This is a genomic window from Actinosynnema pretiosum, from assembly GCF_024171695.1.
In the GTDB taxonomy this organism is placed as follows: Bacteria; Actinomycetota; Actinomycetes; order Mycobacteriales; family Pseudonocardiaceae; genus Actinosynnema; species Actinosynnema pretiosum.
On sequence record NZ_JAMTCF010000018.1, the window covers coordinates 144065 to 160554 of the forward strand.

The 16490-nt window shown below is 72.6% G+C and carries 16 protein-coding genes and 1 pseudogene; 7 read left to right on the top strand and 10 right to left on the bottom strand.

Annotated elements, in window-relative coordinates:
- Nucleotides 1–27: 27 nt before the first annotated feature.
- Nucleotides 28–444, top strand: coding sequence for a VOC family protein (locus LV78_RS31285; RefSeq protein WP_253849622.1), 417 nt, complete (start codon nucleotides 28–30; stop codon nucleotides 442–444).
- Nucleotides 445–495: 51 nt separating this feature from the next.
- Here the strand turns inward: LV78_RS31285 and LV78_RS31290 are convergent, their stop codons facing one another.
- The 5 genes from LV78_RS31290 to LV78_RS31310 are packed head-to-tail and all read right to left on the bottom strand — an operon-like array spanning nucleotide 496 to nucleotide 3135.
- Entirely contained in the window at nucleotides 496–954 is a 459-nt protein-coding gene (locus LV78_RS31290) for a DUF6392 family protein (protein WP_253849623.1), read from the bottom strand.
- Nucleotides 954–1475: a hypothetical protein gene (locus tag LV78_RS31295; RefSeq protein WP_253849624.1), complete on the bottom strand. Its 522-nt coding sequence runs from the start codon at nucleotides 1473–1475 to the stop codon at nucleotides 954–956. The genes LV78_RS31290 and LV78_RS31295 overlap by 1 nt, the downstream gene beginning before the upstream one ends.
- Nucleotides 1468–1968 carry a WXG100-like domain-containing protein gene (locus LV78_RS31300; RefSeq protein ID WP_253849625.1) on the bottom strand — a complete coding sequence of 167 codons (501 nt, stop codon included), beginning with the start codon at nucleotides 1966–1968 and terminating at the stop codon, nucleotides 1468–1470. The genes LV78_RS31295 and LV78_RS31300 overlap by 8 nt, the downstream gene beginning before the upstream one ends.
- Nucleotides 1965–2291, bottom strand: a complete 327-nt coding sequence (locus tag LV78_RS31305) for a WXG100 family type VII secretion target (RefSeq protein WP_253849626.1) — start codon at nucleotides 2289–2291, stop codon at nucleotides 1965–1967. The genes LV78_RS31300 and LV78_RS31305 overlap by 4 nt, the downstream gene beginning before the upstream one ends.
- Nucleotides 2292–2301: 10 nt before the next feature.
- A complete protein-coding gene (locus LV78_RS31310; protein WP_253849627.1) occupies nucleotides 2302–3135 on the bottom strand; it encodes a hypothetical protein in 834 nt (277 codons plus the stop codon).
- A 129-nt stretch (nucleotides 3136–3264) separates the two neighbouring features.
- Here LV78_RS31310 and LV78_RS31315 point away from each other — a divergent pair, with 129 nt between their 5' ends.
- Nucleotides 3265–4527, top strand: coding sequence for an MFS transporter (locus tag LV78_RS31315; RefSeq protein ID WP_253849628.1), 1263 nt, complete (start codon nucleotides 3265–3267; stop codon nucleotides 4525–4527).
- A 49-nt stretch (nucleotides 4528–4576) separates the two neighbouring features.
- On the opposite strand, the gene LV78_RS31320 is transcribed toward LV78_RS31315, so the two are convergent.
- Together LV78_RS31320 and LV78_RS31325 are read right to left on the bottom strand one after the other, a co-directional pair.
- Entirely contained in the window at nucleotides 4577–5953 is a 1377-nt protein-coding gene (locus LV78_RS31320; protein ID WP_253849629.1) for a pyridoxal phosphate-dependent decarboxylase family protein, read from the bottom strand.
- Entirely contained in the window at nucleotides 5950–7212 is a 1263-nt protein-coding gene (locus LV78_RS31325; protein WP_253849675.1) for an MFS transporter, read from the bottom strand. Before LV78_RS31325 ends, LV78_RS31320 begins: the two co-directional genes overlap by 4 nt.
- Nucleotides 7213–7362: 150 nt before the next feature.
- Here LV78_RS31325 and LV78_RS31330 point away from each other — a divergent pair, with 150 nt between their 5' ends.
- The 3 genes and pseudogenes from LV78_RS31330 (at nucleotide 7363) to LV78_RS31340 (ending at nucleotide 10844) form a co-directional block, all read left to right on the top strand.
- Nucleotides 7363–8550: an RICIN domain-containing protein gene (locus LV78_RS31330; protein ID WP_253849630.1), complete on the top strand. Its 1188-nt coding sequence runs from the start codon at nucleotides 7363–7365 to the stop codon at nucleotides 8548–8550.
- Complete coding sequence (locus tag LV78_RS31335; protein ID WP_253849631.1) at nucleotides 8550–10022, top strand: RICIN domain-containing protein; 1473 nt, start codon at nucleotides 8550–8552, stop codon at nucleotides 10020–10022. The genes LV78_RS31330 and LV78_RS31335 overlap by 1 nt, the downstream gene beginning before the upstream one ends.
- A pseudogene (locus LV78_RS31340) lies at nucleotides 9991–10844 on the top strand (IS5 family transposase). Before LV78_RS31335 ends, LV78_RS31340 begins: the two are co-directional and overlap by 32 nt.
- 8 nt (nucleotides 10845–10852) lie before the next feature.
- Here LV78_RS31340 and LV78_RS31345 read toward each other — a convergent pair.
- Complete coding sequence (locus tag LV78_RS31345; protein WP_253849632.1) at nucleotides 10853–11482, bottom strand: MBL fold metallo-hydrolase; 630 nt, start codon at nucleotides 11480–11482, stop codon at nucleotides 10853–10855.
- On the bottom strand, nucleotides 11479–12564 hold the full coding sequence (locus LV78_RS31350) for an S-(hydroxymethyl)mycothiol dehydrogenase (protein WP_253849633.1): 1086 nt from the start codon (nucleotides 12562–12564) through the stop codon (nucleotides 11479–11481). The genes LV78_RS31345 and LV78_RS31350 overlap by 4 nt, the downstream gene beginning before the upstream one ends.
- A gap of 254 nt (nucleotides 12565–12818) precedes the next feature.
- On the opposite strand from LV78_RS31350, the gene LV78_RS31355 reads away from it, so the two are divergent.
- The gene (locus LV78_RS31355; RefSeq protein WP_253849634.1) at nucleotides 12819–14531 is read left to right on the top strand and encodes a serine/threonine-protein kinase; all 1713 of its coding nucleotides are present in this window, start codon (nucleotides 12819–12821) and stop codon (nucleotides 14529–14531) included.
- A 73-nt stretch (nucleotides 14532–14604) separates the two neighbouring features.
- Nucleotides 14605–15243, top strand: coding sequence for a hypothetical protein (locus tag LV78_RS31360; RefSeq protein WP_253849635.1), 639 nt, complete (start codon nucleotides 14605–14607; stop codon nucleotides 15241–15243).
- A gap of 61 nt (nucleotides 15244–15304) precedes the next feature.
- Here the strand turns inward: LV78_RS31360 and LV78_RS31365 are convergent, their stop codons facing one another.
- The gene (locus LV78_RS31365) at nucleotides 15305–16441 is read right to left on the bottom strand and encodes a toll/interleukin-1 receptor domain-containing protein (protein ID WP_253849636.1); all 1137 of its coding nucleotides are present in this window, start codon (nucleotides 16439–16441) and stop codon (nucleotides 15305–15307) included.
- Nucleotides 16442–16490 lie beyond the last annotated feature (49 nt).

The following is a 16490-nucleotide window of genomic DNA, read 5'->3' on the forward strand; positions in this document are numbered from 1 at the left end:
GCAGCCCGCGCACCAGGAGGTTCCGCCGTGGTCTCCCGACTCAGCCCGTACATCAGCTTCCGCACCGACGCCCGCGAGGCCATGGAGTTCTACCAGCGGGTCTTCGGCGGGACCCTGGTCGTCTCCACGTTCGGGGAGTTCGGGATGCCCGACCCCGAGTTCGCGGACAAGATCATGCACTCGATGCTCCAGACCGACCGGGGTTTCACCCTGATGGGTTCCGACACCCCGCCGGGCATGGAGTACGGCGAGGGCAGCCGGATCACCGTCACCCTCAGCGGTGACGCGGGCGACCACGAGCTGCGCGAGTACTGGGCCGCGCTCACCGAGGGCGGCACGACCCTGGTGCCGCTGGAGAAGCAGATGTGGGGCGACGAGTTCGGCACCTGCGAGGACCGGTACGGCGTCCGCTGGATGGTCAACATCGCGGCGGCGCACGCCTAGCCGTCGCCACCGGGGGCGGGACCGGAGCGGGCCCACCCCCGGCGACGCGGGTCAGACCGCTTCGAGCAGCGCGGAGATCCGGGCCACCCGGTCGTCCCGGCCGAACTCGAAGTGCAGGTAGTGCCCGTTGGCCTCGTACCGCTCGAAGGTCGGCCCGCTGCGCTCCGGCGCGCCCAGCAGCGCCGCCACCTCACCCCGCGAGGCGACCGGCGACAACCCGTCCACGAGCGCCTCCGGGCGCGGGTACAGCCCGTACGACGGGTCCTGCTCGTCCGGCTGCGTCCGCACCATCACCGACACCAGCACGTCGTTCTCGAACAGGACGTCGGTGCCCGTCTGCTTGAAGACGAAGTACACCGACTCCTCGCCGTCGAGGTCGATCTCCTCGATCTCCATGTCCGGCCCCGCCAGGAGGATCGCCTCGAGGAGCCGGTCCTCTCCCTGGCTGTCCCCTCGGCGGTGCCCCAGCACGTCCAGGAACACGGCCACTTCGCCGGTCACGATCGCCACTAATACCCCTTTGCTTTGTTCATAGCCCGCAGGTTCGCCAGGGCCGCGTCGACTTCTTTGGGACTTTTACCTGCGGCGATGAGGTTCGTGCGGGTGGTAGCGTAATCCCTCGCGGCCGCCGCGCTGAGGTTCGCCGCGTCTGCTTTGATCTGAGCCGGGGTGTTCTTGCCCCGGTACGTGTCGCTCTTGGCGTGGACGTCCTTCGGGACCTCGATCGCGTTGGCCTGGTTGTGGATGTCCTGCTTCTCCTTCAGGGTCAGCGGACGGCCGAGCCGGATGCGCTCAGCCTCCTTGAGGGCGGCCGAGGACGGGATGTGGTCGTGCTCCAGGTTGTCGCCGACCTTCTCGCGCTTCTTCAGCGACGCGTACGTCCCGACGTCCAGGGGCTGCACGTGGTTGTTGTTCGCTGCCCCCGCAGGCCGCTTGCTCGTGCGCAGCTTGTTGGTGGCGGGCGCGAAGATCCCGGCGCTCGCGCCCGCCGTGCCCGCCGGTGACGGCTTGGGCTTCTTCGTCTTAGGCACCGAGCACCTGGCTGACGGCGAGGCTGATCACCTGGTCGAGGACGAGCGAGGTGATCTGCTTGAAGATCGGGATCTGGACCAGCGAGAGCCCGAACGTCGGCACCGCCGTGGCGATGGCCTGCGCGATCTGCACGGCCAGCACGACCAGCTGCACCACGACGGCGATCTTCAGCGCCACCACGACGCCCGCGCACACGTACAGCCCGGCGCCGACCAGCGAGGAGGCCGTCGCCCCGTCGTCCAGGTTCTGCTTCGGCGCCTCGCCGTCGGTCCAGAACGCCTTGAACCGCTCCACCGCCGCGCCGCTGTTGGTGTCCAGCACCAGCTGGGCGTGGCCCTCGGCGGCGGTGGCGGCCGGGCCGACGCGGTCGGCGAACCCGGACCACAGGCCGCCGAGGTCGAACATCTTGCCCTCGTCGCTCTCCGGCCAGGAGAAGCCGAGGGTGTTGAGCAGCCCCGACAGCTCGGGCGGCAGCATCATGCCGGTGGTCATCCCAGGTGTCCCATCAGTTGCTGGAAGGCGTCGCTGGCGGCGGTCTCGGTGGCCGCGTACTCGTCGGCCATGCCCTGCAGGTTGAGGCCGATCTCGCCGAGCGCCTCGGCGTTGTCCCCGAAGGACTCGAACGCGGCCTCGGAGACGACCTGGTAGATCGTGGCCAGCGCCGAGCCCAGCTCGTCGCCGCCGAACGCGCCCACGAGCGCGTCGGCCTGGCCCCGGAACGCGGCGAGGTCGTTCGCCAGCGCGGTCCCGGTCTCCTGGATCTTCTGGGCGGAGTCGCCGATCGCCCGCGTGTTGACGTCCATGTCCTTGAACACCGCGCGCCCCCTAGTCGATGTTGCGCATGATCGAGGTCAGGCTGGTCGTGTACGTCCGCAGGTGGTTCAGGCTCTGCTCGCGGACCTGCTCGGCGCGCTCGCCGATCTTCTGCAGCGCCTCCAGGTCCAGGCCCGGCCGCTCCACCGCGCCCGCCCGCTCCTCCCACTCCTCCAGCGCGGCGTTGACCGCTTCGAGGACCGCCTGACCCAGTTCGGCGGGGGAGAGCCGCACCGCCGCGGTGGTCAGCTCGAGCACGTCCACCGAGCCGTCGGTGACGCCTGCGAAGACCTCCTCGGCCTCGTCCCGCCCCTCCCCGGTGACCGGGGGCGCGGGGTCCGCCGAGAGCGCGGCCTGGGTGGAACGCACCACGTCGAGCGCGTCCTGGAAGAGGAATTCGACGTACTGCGGCGTGCTGTCGCCGCTCAAGCCGGTCTTGCCCGCGAGCTTGGCCATGGACGCGTCCAGCAGTTCCTGGACCCTGGTCAGGGCCTGCCCGCCCTGGAGCGTGAACTCGGTCAGCTGGGCGTTCACCGCGCCCAGGTCGGGGCCGGGATCACCGGCCGCCGGTGTGTCGATCCTCGATTGCGCCAGCGCGGGGTTGAGGGCCTCCCGCAGCAGTTCCGACACGGCGCCCGGGGTCTGCTGGAGCACCCCCTGGTCGATCGCCACGGCTAAGAGCCTGCGGTCCCGCACCACGGCGCGCACCGCGCCCTCGCCCGACGTGCCGATCGAGTCCTCGTACTCGCGCCCCTCCGGTTCGGGGAGCGCGCCTCCCGCTCGCACGTACGCTAACCACTGGCGCTGCAAGTCCAGTCGAGCCTCGAAGTCCTTGTCCGGCTCCAAACCCGTCCTCCCCGTCGAGTGAAGATCACACAAAGTACCGTTCCGCCGCGACGGCCCCCGTTCGCGTCCCCGTTCGGGCGATAAGCCCCCTCCGCAGGGTGAGCACCTCGATCTGGGACCCTCCACCGGGTGAGCACTGGGAGAGGCGGCCTCGGCAGGCTGCTGACGACGTCCGGGGTCTCGAACCTGGCGGACGGGATGTACAAGACCGCGTTACCGCTGCTGGCCCTCCAGCTCACCCGGTCGCCCGCGCTCGTCGCGGGCGTCGCCGTCGCGGTGAACCTGCCGTGGCTGGTGTGCGCGCTGCCCGCGGGCGTGCTCGTGGACCGGGTGGACCGCCGCCGCGCCATGCTGGTGGCCAACGCCGTCCGCGCCGCGCTGCTCGTGGTGCTGGGAGGCGCGGCGCTGGGCGGGTTCGCGCCCATCTGGGCCCTGTACGCGGTGGCGCTGTGCGTGGGCGCCGCCGAGGTCGTCCACGACACGTCGGCGCAGTCCGTGGTCCCGGCGGTGGTCGACCGCGCGGGCCTCGACCGCTCCGGCCTCGACCGCGCCAACAGCGCGCTGCAGGGGTTGGAGCTGGCGGCCAACCAGTTCGTCGGCCCGGCGCTGAGCGGTCTGCTGGTGGCGGCGGGCGCCGTGGCCGCGTTCACCGCGCCCGCCGCGCTGTGGCTGGTGGCGGTGGTCGCGCTGTGGGGCCTGCGCGGGGCGTTCCGCGCCGAGCGTGCCGAGCCGACGACGGTGCGCGAGGACCTGCTGGTGGGCGCGCGGTTCCTGGCGGGCAACCGGTTGATGCTGACGATGGTCCTGTCGGCGGGCGCGGTGAACCTGGCGCTCCAGGCGGTGTGGGCGGTGCTGCCGCTGTTCGCGGTGGGGGAGCGGTCCGCGCTGCACCTGACCGAGCGCGGCTACGGCCTGCTGCTCGCGGGCACCGCCGTGGGCGGCCTGCTGGGCGCGGCGCTCGCGCCGAGGCTGGTGGCGCGCGTGGGCGCGCGGCTCGCGCTCGGCGCGGGCCTGCTGGTGCTCCCGCTGACCCTGTTCGGCGCGCTGCTGGTCGACACGGCGTTCCCGGCGGTGGTCGAGGGCGTCCCGGTGGGGGCGCTGGCGGTGGTGCTGCTGCTGGCCGCGCAGAACGCGAGCGCGGTGGTGTGGAGCGTGGTCGTGATGGGCCTGCGCCACCGCGTCGTCCCGGACGCCCTGCTCGGCCGCGTGACCGCCGCGCACCGCGTGGTGTCCTGGGGCGCGGTGCCGCTGGGGGCGGCGCTGGGCGGGGTGCTGGGGGAGCTGCTGGGCCTGCGACCGGTGTTCGTGGTGTCGGGGGCGCTGCTGGCGCTCACGGCGGCGCTGGTGCTGCCCCGGCTGCGGGACGCGGAGCAGGCGGTGCCGGTGGGGTGAGGGCTTTCCGCGCGGGGCCTGGGTTTCCCGGCCCCGCGCGGGCCCGTCCCTACGAGTGCAGCGCCCCCAGGAACTCCACCAGCAACCGCTCCCGCACCCGAGCCCCCGCCGCCGCGAGCAGCGTGTTCACCGCCGCCATCTGCTCCGGCAGCACCCCGCCCCCGCCCACCCCCGCCGCCGCCAGCAACCCGCCCAACCCCTCCGCCGTCACCTGATCAGGCGTCAACCCCCGCACCGCCGCCAGCACCCCCTCCGGCACCTCCGGCGCCCCCAGCTCCCGCGCCGCCGTCACCGACGCGCGCAGGTCCGCCAGCAGCTCCGCCTCGTGCCCCGAGTTCGCCGCCGTCAGCGTGAGGTGCAGGTTCACCGGCGACGCCCCGTGCGCGAACTGCGGCTGCGCGTACCACCCGCGCGCCTTCAGCTCGTCCGCCACCACGAACACGTCCACCCCGTCCCCGGCCACCGCCAGCAGCGTCGCCTCCGGCTCGCCCAGCACCCGCAGCCCCGGAATCGCGCCGATCCCCTCCCGCACCACCCGAGCGCTCTCCAGCGCCCGCCCCGCCAGCTCCCGGTACCCGTCGTCACCGATCCGCCGCAGCACCGCCCACGCCGCCGCCACCGGTCCACCCGAACGTGTCGACTGCATCGTCGTGTTCAGCATCGTGTAACCGGGCCAGTCCGCGCTCGCGAAGAACTGCGCCCGCCGCAACCCGGCGTCGGCGTGCAGCAGCACCGACACCCCCTTCGGGCAGTACGCGTACTTGTGCAGGTCCACCGACACGCTCGTCACCCCCGGCACCCGGAAGTCGAACGGCGCCACGCCCGCGTGCGGCAGCACCCACCCGCCGATGCACGCGTCCACGTGGCACCGAACCCCGCGCTCGGCGGCCACCGCCGCGATCTCCCCGACCGGGTCCACCACCCCGTGCGCGTACGACGGCGCGCTCGCCACCACCAGCACCGTCGACCCGTCGACCGCCGCCGCCATCGCCACCGGATCGGCCCGGAACGTCACCGGGTCCACCGGGACGGCCACCACCCGCACCCCGAAGTAGTGCCCCGCCTTGTGGAAAGCCGCGTGCGCCGTCTCCGGCACCACCACCGACGGCCGCGCCACGTCCGGCCGCGAGTCGCGCGCCGCCAGCACCGCCAGCAGGCACGACTCGGTCCCGCCCGACGTCACCGTCCCGACCCCGCCGCCGAGCAGCCGCGCCGCCGTCGCCACCACCTCCCGCTCCAACCGCAGCAGCGACGGGAACGCGGTCGGGTCCAGCCCGTTCGCGGGCGCGGCCAGCGCGTGCGCGGCGGCGGCGAGGGCATCCAGCCCCGGCAGCGCGCTGTCGTACACGTAGGCCAGGGTGCGCCCGCCGTGCGTGGGCAGGTCGGCTGCGCGCAGCTCGGCCAGCTCGGCCAGGGGATCAGTCACCGGAAGTCCTCCTCACGGGGCAGCAGCGGAAGGGGAAGCACGGCCAGCAGCGCGGGCAGCGCGGTGAACCCGACCAGCGCGGCCAGCACCGCGCCGCTCGACTGGGCGACGTCCCCACCGGCGCTGGCCGCGTACCCGCCCACCGCCAGCACCACCCCGTACGCGCCGGGCCCCAGCGCCAGCCCGAGCGTCTCGCCCGCCGTCCACACCCCGGAGAACAGCCCGGCCCGCCGCCCGTCGACCGAGCTGATCACGTCCGGCAGCATCGCCATCGGGAACACCTGCATCCCCGCGTACCCGACGCCCGCCACCGCCATCACCGCGACCACGGCCCCGACCGGCAGCACCCCGGACGCCCCGAGCCCGGCCGCCGCGCCCGCGAACACCACCGAGGCCACGACCAGCCCGGTCCGCTTGCCGACCCGGCGGCCCACCCGCTGCCACAGCGGCATCACCAGCAGCGCGGGCCCCACGAACGCGGCGAACAGCGCGGTCTGCGCCGACCGCTCGCCCAGCACCAGCCGCGCGAAGTAGTCCACCCCGGCGAGCATCGTGCCCAGCCCCACCGCCTGGACCGAGAACACCACCAGCAACCGCCGGAACGCCCGGACCCGCAGCGCCGCCAGGAAGTCGCGGGCCGACGGCGCGGCCGGGTCCCGCCGCACCGGCGCCCCGCGCGTGCCCGCCACCGAGGCCAGCGTCCCCACCAGGATCAGCGCCCCGACCGCGACCCCCATCACCCGGTACCCGTCCGCGCCCCCGACCAGGTCCCGCACGGCGGGCGCCCCGGCCCCGCTGACCAGGATCGCCAGCGCGAGCACCGCGACCCGCCAGGCCAGCAACCGGGTCCGCTCGTGGTAGTCGTCGGTGAGCTCCGCCGCCATGGCCACGTAGGGCACCTGGAAGAACGCGTAGGCGGTGGCGCACAGCAGGAACACGACCGCCACGTACGCCGCCGCGCCCCACCCGTCCCCGACCCCGGCGAACAGCGCCGCGAACAGCGCGGCCGTGGCCGCGCCCCCGCCCAGCAGGAACGGCCGCCGCGCCCCCGCCCGGTCGCTGATCCGCCCGGCGACCGGGTTGAACAGCACGTCCCACGCCTTGGGGACGAGCACCAGCGCGCCCGCGACGGCGGCGGGGACGGCGAGCGAGTCGGTGAGGTAGGGCAGCAGGAGCAGACCGGGGACGGTGCCGAACGCCCCGGTGACGAGGGAACCCAGCGCGTAGCCCGCGCGCACGCGCGTCGTGGTCGGCTGCATCGTGCGGGTGATCCTCGCACGGGTGAACGGCCGGATCGCCGTCACGGCTGCGGGGTTCCGCGCGGTAATCGGCTTCTGGATTTGATCTTCGCTGCATATGCTCCCTGCGCACCGGCGGGGCCGCCCCGCCGACAACACTGGGGGAAGAACGTGTCAGCAGCGTTGAAGACAGGCGCGGTCCTCGCGGCGGCCCTGGTCGGAGCGGGTGTCGCGACGCTGCCCGCGCAGGCGCAGGAGGCCACCGGCGTGATCACCGGAACGGTCTGGATCGACCGGGACGGGGACGGGCAGGTCAACCGGGTCGGCGAGGGGCCGCGCTACGTGACGGAGCGGCTCAGGTCGTACACCGAGGTCGAGGTAGTGGCGCGGGAGACCGGTCAGCGCTGGACGGCGCAGACCAACCCGTACGGTGAGTTCCACTTCACCGGCCTGCCGCAGGGCGTGTTCGACGTGTCGGCGGACGCGGTCGGGATGCGGTCCCTCGGCCCGGTCACCCGGCAGGTCGAGCTGACCGCAGCCGCCCCTGCGGCGGTCCCGCTGATGTTCCCGCAGCTGGGCAACAACATCGTGGTCAACGCCGTGGTCGACTCCAACGGCGACGGGATCCTGACCGACGAGCGCGGCAAGCTCAACCAGACCTTCTACGTCAGGGGCCGCGACGTCGAGGGCAAGCCGTCCTACGGCGACACCGTGACCCTCGGCCCCGCCAACGTCATCGAGGGCCTCCCCGCCGGGGTCTACACGGTCTACTCCTACACCCCGCCCGCCGGGACCAAGCTGACGAAGCCGAACGTGCGCACCAACGCGGACCCGGTGGACCAGGACTCCGACTTCGTGCAGTCCTACTACGGCCCGACCACCCTGCCGCACGTCTTCACCGGCGACGACGAAGTGTGGACCCCCGGCTTCGGCGTGACCGAGGGCCAAGGCGAGACCAACCCCGTGCTGACCAACGCGGCCAGCGGTTGGTGCCTCGACCAGGAGCACCCGACCGGCAGCGCGACCGAGGTCGTCGGCGCGCACCACTGCAACAGCGGCGACAACCAGCGCTGGGTGCTCGACTGGGCGGGGCCGGACGTGGTCAAGCTGGCCAACGAGCGCACCGGGCACTGCGTCGACCAGGGGCAGCCCAACGCCGTGGTCGCCTACCCGTGCGGTGGCGGGAACGAGGAGTTCTGGCGGGTCGTGCACGACGAGCGGGTCGACGAGGCCGCGACGCTGGTCAACGTGGCGACAGGGCACTGCCTCGACCAGGAGTACCCGAGGGGCAGCGCCACGACCAAGGTCGGCGCGTACCCGTGCAACGGCGGGGCGAACCAGAAGTGGCTGGTGCGCTGATGGCGGTGGCACGGAAGACCTTCGCCGTCCTCTCGGCGGCGCTGGTGTGCGCGGGCGTCGCGGCGATTCCCGCGCAGGCGCAGGCCGACGGCAGGATCAGCGGCACGGTCTGGATCGACCGGAACCGCGACGGCCGGGTCGACCTGCTCGGCGAGGGACCACACTACCCGGCGGAGCGGCCCAGGGCGTACATCGAGATCTCGATCCTGTCGGAGGAGACCGGTCAGTTCCGGCACGCGCAGACCAACCGGTACGGGGAGTTCAACTTCTCCGGCTTGCCGCATGGCACCTTCTCCGTGCTGGCCGCCCAGATCGGGATGCGGTCGCTGGGACCGATCGTCCAGACGGTCGAGCTGACCGCCGACGCCCCCGTCGCGCCCCCACTGCTGTTCCCGCAGCTGGGCAACAACATCTCGGTCAACGCCGTGTTCGACTCCGACGGCGACGGCATCCTGACCGGGGAGAGCGAGAAGCTCGACCACGGCTTTCATGTCCAGGGCATCGACGACACGGGCAGGCCGGTCTACAGCGCCACCGCGCCGCTCGGCCCCGCCAACGTCATCGAGGGCCTCCCCGCAGGGGTCTACACGGTCTACGCGTCCCCACCGCCCGCCGGGCGCAAGCTGACGAAGCCGAACGCGCGCACCAATGCGGACCCGGTGGACCAGGACTCCGACTTCACGTGGTCCCTCTTCGGCCCGGCCACCCTGCCGCACGTCTTCACCGGCGACGACGGCGAGTGGTCCCCCGGCTTCGGCCTCGCCGAAGGCGATGGCAGGACCAACCCCGTGCTGACCAACGCGGCGAGCGGGTGGTGCCTGGACCAGGAGCACCCGACCGGCACGGCGACCAAGGTCATCGGCTCGCACCACTGCAACGGCGGCGCGAACCAGCGCTGGGAGTCCACGGACGGCGGTGCGGACGTGGTCGTCCTGAAGAACGAGCGCACCCGGCACTGCGCCGACCAGGAGCACCCGGCGGGCGTGGCGACCACCGTCGTGGGCGCCCACCCGTGCAACGGCGGGGCGAACCAGCGCTGGCGGGTCGTGCACGACGAGCGGGTCGACGAGGCCGCGACGCTGGTCAACGTGGCCACGGGGCACTGCCTGGACCAGGAGTACCCGAGGGGCAGCGCCACGACCAAGGTCGGCGCGTACCCGTGCAACGGCGGGGCGAACCAGAAGTGGCTGGTGCGCTCACCCCTGGAAAGCGGAAGGCCGGGGCGGTCCAGGAGATCCTGGACCGCCCCGGCCCGTTCCACGGGAGAACCGGGGACTAGGGCGTGTTTCAAAGGTGAGGTGACCGGCGGTGTGTCGGTGCCGGAATGTGGCGAGGTCTCCGGTAGGTGGGTTAGCGACCAGGCAAACCTGCAGTACCGGAGACCTCGTGGCCAGCGTAGTGGCAGCGGGGCGGGCCGACCTGACCGACGCGCAGTGGGCGATGCTGCAACCTCTGCTGCCCGTCGGTGTTAAGCCGGGCCGCCCGCCGAAGTGGAGCAAGCGGCAGTTGATCGATGGTATCCGGTGGCGGGTGCGCGTCGGTGCCCCGTGGCGGGACGTCCCGCCCGACTACGGGCCCTGGCAGACCGTCTACGGGTTGTTCCGCCGCTGGCAGCGGCTCGGCGTCTGGCAGGGGGTCCTGACCGCGTTGCAGGCCCAGGCCGACGCCGCCGGGCTGATCGTGTGGGACGTGGGCGTGGATTCCACGGTCATGCGGGCGCATCAGCACGCGGCGGGTGCGCGTAAAAGGGGGATCTGCAGATCGACCCGCCCGACACCGACGCGGGCGGGGCGGAGCCCGAGGACCATGGGCTGGGCCGTTCCCGGGGCGGGTGGACCAGCAAGCTGCACTTGGCCTGCGAGCAGGGACGACGGCCGTTGTCGCTGCTGGTCACCGCCGGACAACGGGGTGACAGCCCACAGTTCGTCCCGGTGATCGAGGGCATCCGGGTGCCCCGACTCGGCGATGGACGTCCGCGGACCCGACCCGACCGGGTTCTGGCCGACAAGGCCTACAGTTCCAAGGCCAACCGCGCCTACCTACGGCATCGCGGGATCAAGGCGACCATTGACCAACCCCGCGACCAGGCCGCCCACCGCAAGGCCAAAGGCTCTGCGGGTGGACGGCCACCGGCGATCGACAGGGAGATCTACAAGCAGCGCCACGTCGTCGAGTGCGGCATCAACCTGCTCAAGCAGCACCGCGCGGTGGCCACCCGGTACGACAAACTCGCCGTCCGCTACCAGGCCACCATCGACACCGCCGCCATCAACATCTGGCTACGCCACATCTGAAACACGCCCTAGTGCCCCCTGGTGATCCAGTCGCCCAGGTGCGGGCTCTCGTCGCCGATCTTCGTGCTGTCCCCGTGCCCGGTGTGCACCACCGTGTCCTCGGGCAGCGACAGCAGCCGCTCCTCGATCGAGCGCACGATCGTCGGGAAGTCGCTGAACGACCGCCCCGTCGCGCCGGGCCCGCCCCGGAACAGCGTGTCCCCGGTGAACACCACGCCCAGCTCCGGCGCGTGGAAGCACACCGCCCCCGGCGCGTGACCGGGCGTGTGCAGCACCACCAGCTCGGTGCCCCCGACCGTGATCCGCTGCCCGTCCGAGAGCTCCCCGTCCGGGCGGCGCTCACCGTGCGTCAGCTCCCACACCGGCAGGTCCGCCGGGTGCAGCCACACCGGGGCCTTGGTCGCCTCGGACAGCGCGGGCGCCACCCGGACGTGGTCGTCGTGCGCGTGCGTGGCCAGGATCGCCACCACCCGCCGGTCGCCGATCAGCTCCAGGATCGGCTCCACCGCGTGCGGCGCGTCGATCACCACGCACTCGCTGTCGTCGCCGACGACCCAGATGTTGTTCTCGACCTCGAAGGTCTGCCCGTCCAGCGAGAACGTCCCGGACGAGGTGGCGTGGTCGACGCGCGCGGTCACAGCTGGACCACCGAGCGCAGCACCTGGCCGCCGTGCATCTTGTCGAACGCGGCCTCGACGCCGTCCAGCGCGATCGTCTCGGTGACGAACGCGTCCAGGTCGAGCCTGCCCTGCTGGTACAGGTCCACCAGCATCGGGAAGTCGCGCGAGGGCAGGCAGTCGCCGTACCAGGAGGACTTGAGCGCCCCGCCGCGCGAGAACACGTCGATGAACGGCAGCTCCAGCGTCATCTCCGGCGTCGGCACGCCCACCAGGACCACGGTCCCGGCCAGGTCGCGGGCGTAGAACGCCTGCTTCCAGGTCTCCGGGCGGCCCACCGCGTCGATCACCACGTCCGCGCCGAACCCGCCGGTGAGCGCCTGGATGGCCTCCACGGCGTCGGTCTCGCGGCTGTTCACCACGTCCGTCGCGCCGAACCCGCGCGCCCACTCCAGCTTGGCCGCGTCCACGTCGACGGCGATGACCTTCGACGCGCCCGCCAGCTTCGCGCCCATGATGGCCGCGTTGCCGACGCCGCCGCAGCCGATGACCGCGACCGTGTCGCCCCGGCTGACGTTGCCGGTGTTGATCGCCGCGCCGATGCCCGCCATGACGCCGCAGCCGAGCAGGCCGACGGCGGCGGGGGAGGCCGACGGGTCGACCTTCGTGCACTGGCCGCCGTGCACCAGGGTCTTCTCGGCGAAGGCGCCGATCCCCAGCGCGTTGGTCAGCGGGGTGCCGTCCTCCAGCGTCATCGGCTGGGCGGCGTTGTGCGTGTTGAAGCAGTACTGCGGCTTGCCCTTGGCGCACGCGCGGCACGAGCCGCACACCGCGCGCCAGTTGAGGACGACGAAGTCGCCGGGCACGAGGTCGGTGACGCCCTCGCCGACCTCCTCCACGATTCCCGCGGCCTCGTGGCCGAGCAGGAACGGGAACTCGTCGTTGATGCCGCCCTCGCGGTAGTGCAGGTCGGTGTGGCAGACCCCGCAGGTCTGCACCTTGACGACGACCTCACCCGGACCGGGGTCGGGGATGATGATCGTCTCCACGGTCACCGGCTGGCCCTTGGCCTTGGCGACGACGCCACGGACGCGGTGCGGCATGTACCGCCCCTCCCTGCTTGTTGCGCTGACAACTGATCGGTAGCGACGTTACGCGATCCCCTCGGGGGCGGCGCACGTTGACCTTGAGGCGTCGCGCACGTCCGGAGGTCCACAGTGGACGAGGGGTCACCAGGGGAGTTGCGCGCACACCCCGCCGAGAGATGAAATCACTATCGGTGATATCAAGCGCGTTCGCCGTACCTCCTGGTGGGGTACACCCTTTGTTGAACGTGTGCGCAGACGTGAGGAGCACCGTGGAGGACCGCACGATCGCAGATCGCTACCGGTTGACGGAGCGGATCGGCGCAGGTGGCATGGGCGTGGTCTGGCGCGCCCAGGACCAGCGGTTGCACCGCGTAGTCGCCGTCAAGGAACTGCGCCCCGGAATCGCGTTCGACGAGGCCTACACCGAGCGGGCGATCCGCGAGGGCAGGATCGCCGCACGGCTCCAGCACCCGAACGTGATCGCCCTCTACGACGTGGTCGAGCACGACGACCGGCCGTGGCTGATCATGGAGTACCTGCCGTCCAAGAGCCTGGCGGCGCTGCTGTCCGAGCGCGGCAGGCTGCCCGCCGACGAGACGGTGCGGCTGGGCATCCAGCTCGCCGCCGGTCTCGTCGCCGCCCACCACGCCGGTGTGGTGCACCGCGACGTGAAGCCGGGCAACGTGCTGGTGACCGAGTTCGGCACGGTCAAGATCACCGACTTCGGCACCTCGCGCGCGGCCGACGAGGTCACGATGACCGCGTCCGGGCTGCTGATCGGGACGCCCGCGTACCTCTCGCCCGAGGTGGCGCGCGGCGGGCGGGCCGAGTTCCCGGCGGACGTGTACGGGCTGGGGGCGACGCTGTACGCGGCCGTCGAGGGCGAGCCGCCGTTCGGCACGGACGCCAACACGATCGCGATGCTGCACCGGGTCGCCGAGGGCAAGTACGCGCAGCCCGAGCACGCGGGCCCGCTCGCGCCGGTGCTGAACCGGCTGCTGGACGTGGACCCGGCGACCAGGCCGACGATGACCGAGGCGGTGCGGCTGCTGCGCGAGGTGCGGCCGGACTCCTCGCCGACGGCGATCGTCGCCGCGCCCGCCGGGACGACGGTGATCGCCGAGCCCGCCGTGGAGGCGCTGCCCGCCGAGGCCGCCGCAGGAGCGGCAGCGGGGGCGGCCGCGGTCGCCGCCGCCGCCGACATCGCCCAGTCCACCCCGCAGCCGACCAAGGTCGACGACCTCGGCGTCCCGCCGGAGCCGGAGCGCGCGGCGGAACCGGAGCAGCGCCACCCCCCGACCGTCGTGGACGAGCCCGCGACGGCGTTCACCCCGGCGCCGCCCACCCCGTACGTGCCGCCCCGCCCCCAGTACCGCACCCAGCCCGACGAGCCCGAGGAGGAGGGCGGCGGTCGCAAGGTGCTGCCGATCGTGGCGCTCGCGCTGGCCACGCTCGTCATCGCCACCCTGGTCACCTACCTGGTGAACCAGTCCGGCCAGGACGACCAGGCGGCCACCCCGCCCCCGCAGACCACGGTCACCACCGAGATCACCGGTGGCGAGCAGCCCGGCGGCCAGCAGCCCGGCACTGGCGAGGAGAAGCCGACCAGCGACGCCCCGTCGTCCCCGCCCGCCTCCAGCTCGCCCGCGCCGTCGACGCAGACGAGCACCCAGGAGCAACCGCCCCCGCCGCAGACCGCGCCGGTGGACCAGGGGCTGCGCGACTACTACTCGCTGTTGCCGGGCAACACCGAGGCCGGGTACGCGAGGCTGACGGACAACTTCAAGGCGGGGCGCGCGGGCACCTACCAGGGGTACGCCGGGTTCTGGCAGACGATCAGCTCGGTGTCGCTGACCGACGTGCAGGTCGTCGGCCCGAACCAGGTGCGCGCGACCGTGGTCTACAACGGCGGCTCGCGCGAGACGAACACCTTCACCCTGGTCCAGTCGAACGGCCAGTGGCTGATCGACGGCCAGTACTAGCGCGCGGGACTCGTCCCCCGACCCGGCGTTTCGCCGCCCCGCGCCGGGTCGGGCGTCACTAGCATCGGTGACCGTGGGCTTCGACCTGGCGGCGTGGCGGGAGAGCGCGCCGATCACCGCCGAGGCCGCGCTGGAGAGGTACCGGGACCTCGCGGCGCGGTCACTGGCCGGTGCCGTGGAACCGGAGCTGAAGGGGTTCCTGGAGGAGCTGGGGACCGCGTTCGCGGCGGGGGTGACGCCGTGGGCGCAGGAGCCGAGCGCGCGCGGCGGCGTGGTCGTGATGTCGGTCCGCTGGTCGCAGAGCGCGCGGGTGCACGCGGTGGTGCGGGAGCTGGCGCGGCGGCACGGGCTGGTGTGCTTCGACCCGCAGGAGCGGCAGGTGCTGCACCCGTGGGTCGCGCTGTCGCTGTCCGACGGGACCCGCGTCGAGAACCCGGACGCGGAGCGCATCGCGGCGGCGCTGGGGAGCCTGTCGCGGAGCAGGTACTACGCGATCCTGGAGCGCGCGGAGCAGGACTACGTGCAGGTGGGGTACGGGGAGTCCGCGGAGGGCGGGGCGAGCTACGCGCTGGAGCGCAGATCGGGCTCGGCTGACCGGCACCACCGGTGCGAGCTGCCGGACCTGGCGCGGGTGACGCGCGCGTTCGAGGCGTTCGCGGCGGGGGAGGACGGGTGGGAGGCGGGGTTCGAGTGGTACCGGGTGGAGTTCTGAGGCGGCGCCCCACCGGTGCGCTCCCCGGTGGCGCGCGCAGCTCCCGCTCGACCCGACGGGGTCAGGCGGCCGTGTTCCGGGGGCCGTCGATCTCCTCGATCCGGTGCGCCCAGGCGCGCATGACGTCCCGTCCCTCGGCGACGATGGTCAGCGCCTTGCGGAGCCTGCGCATCACGGGCCGCAGGTTGCGGGACCCGCTCTCCACCGGCTGCATGAGCGCCACCAGCTTCTCCAGGGCCCCGAGCCCCTCCTCGCTGCTGCCGGTGAGCATCCTGATGCCGCTGAAGAAGGTCTCCACCTCCTCGGGCTTCGTGGTGCGGTTCTCCAGCTCCTCGGGGATCCGGTCGAGGATGGCGTTCATGCCGGAGTCGATGTCCAGCAGGAGGCTGCTGAACCTGCCCGCCAGCGCCTCCACCGCGATCGACGGCTCGGCCAGCTCCTCGGCGAGCCTGGCGAAGACGACCAAGCGCGCGGTGGCCCCCTCGCCCCGCTCGTTCGCCGCCTGCAACTCCTCGCTCGCGCGCTGGGTCAGCTCCCCGACGGCGGTCATCTGCTCCCCGAGCGCGGTCACCGTCTCCGCCCACTCGGGCATCGCGGTCTCCGAACCGGCCACCAGGTCCCAGAAACCGGGGGTGTCCTCCTCGGGGCTCTCCTGCTTCCTCCCCGGCAGGACGACCGGTTCGGCGGACTCGGTGGTGGCGATCGCCTGCGCCAGGCGGCTCGCCAGGCCCGCCACGGCGCTCCGGTACTCGGAGGAGCCCGGATCGGCGAACCGCAGTTCCGTCCACCTCACCCAGTTGAAGGTGCCGGTCAGGTCGATCAAGGGGTCCGAGTTGGAATCGTCCTTGAGCGTGAGGGTCGGGACGTCGACGTAGAGGATCGGCAGGACGAGCTCCCTGATCCCCAGTTCCGTCGCGCGATTGGCGAAGAAGCTCAGCTCCCGGCGGCACTCCTTGCTGAGGAAGTAGCGCGGGGTCAGGATGGGGATGAAGAAGGCGACGGTCGACAGGTTGTCGTCGATCCTGGACTTCCAGTCGTCGCCCCAGTTCAGCTTCTCCCGGTCGAGGAACAGGTCGATCGCGTCCCCGGTGATCATCTCGTACTGGGCGCCCACGTCCTTCGCGAGCCGGGTGATGCGCTTGTTCTCCGCGTCGTCGTCCGCGTGGACGTACGACCAGAAACCGCCGGGTGATGCCATGTGCTGTTCCCTCTCCGGGTTCGTCGCCAGGCCACCGGAAGTCGGTTCG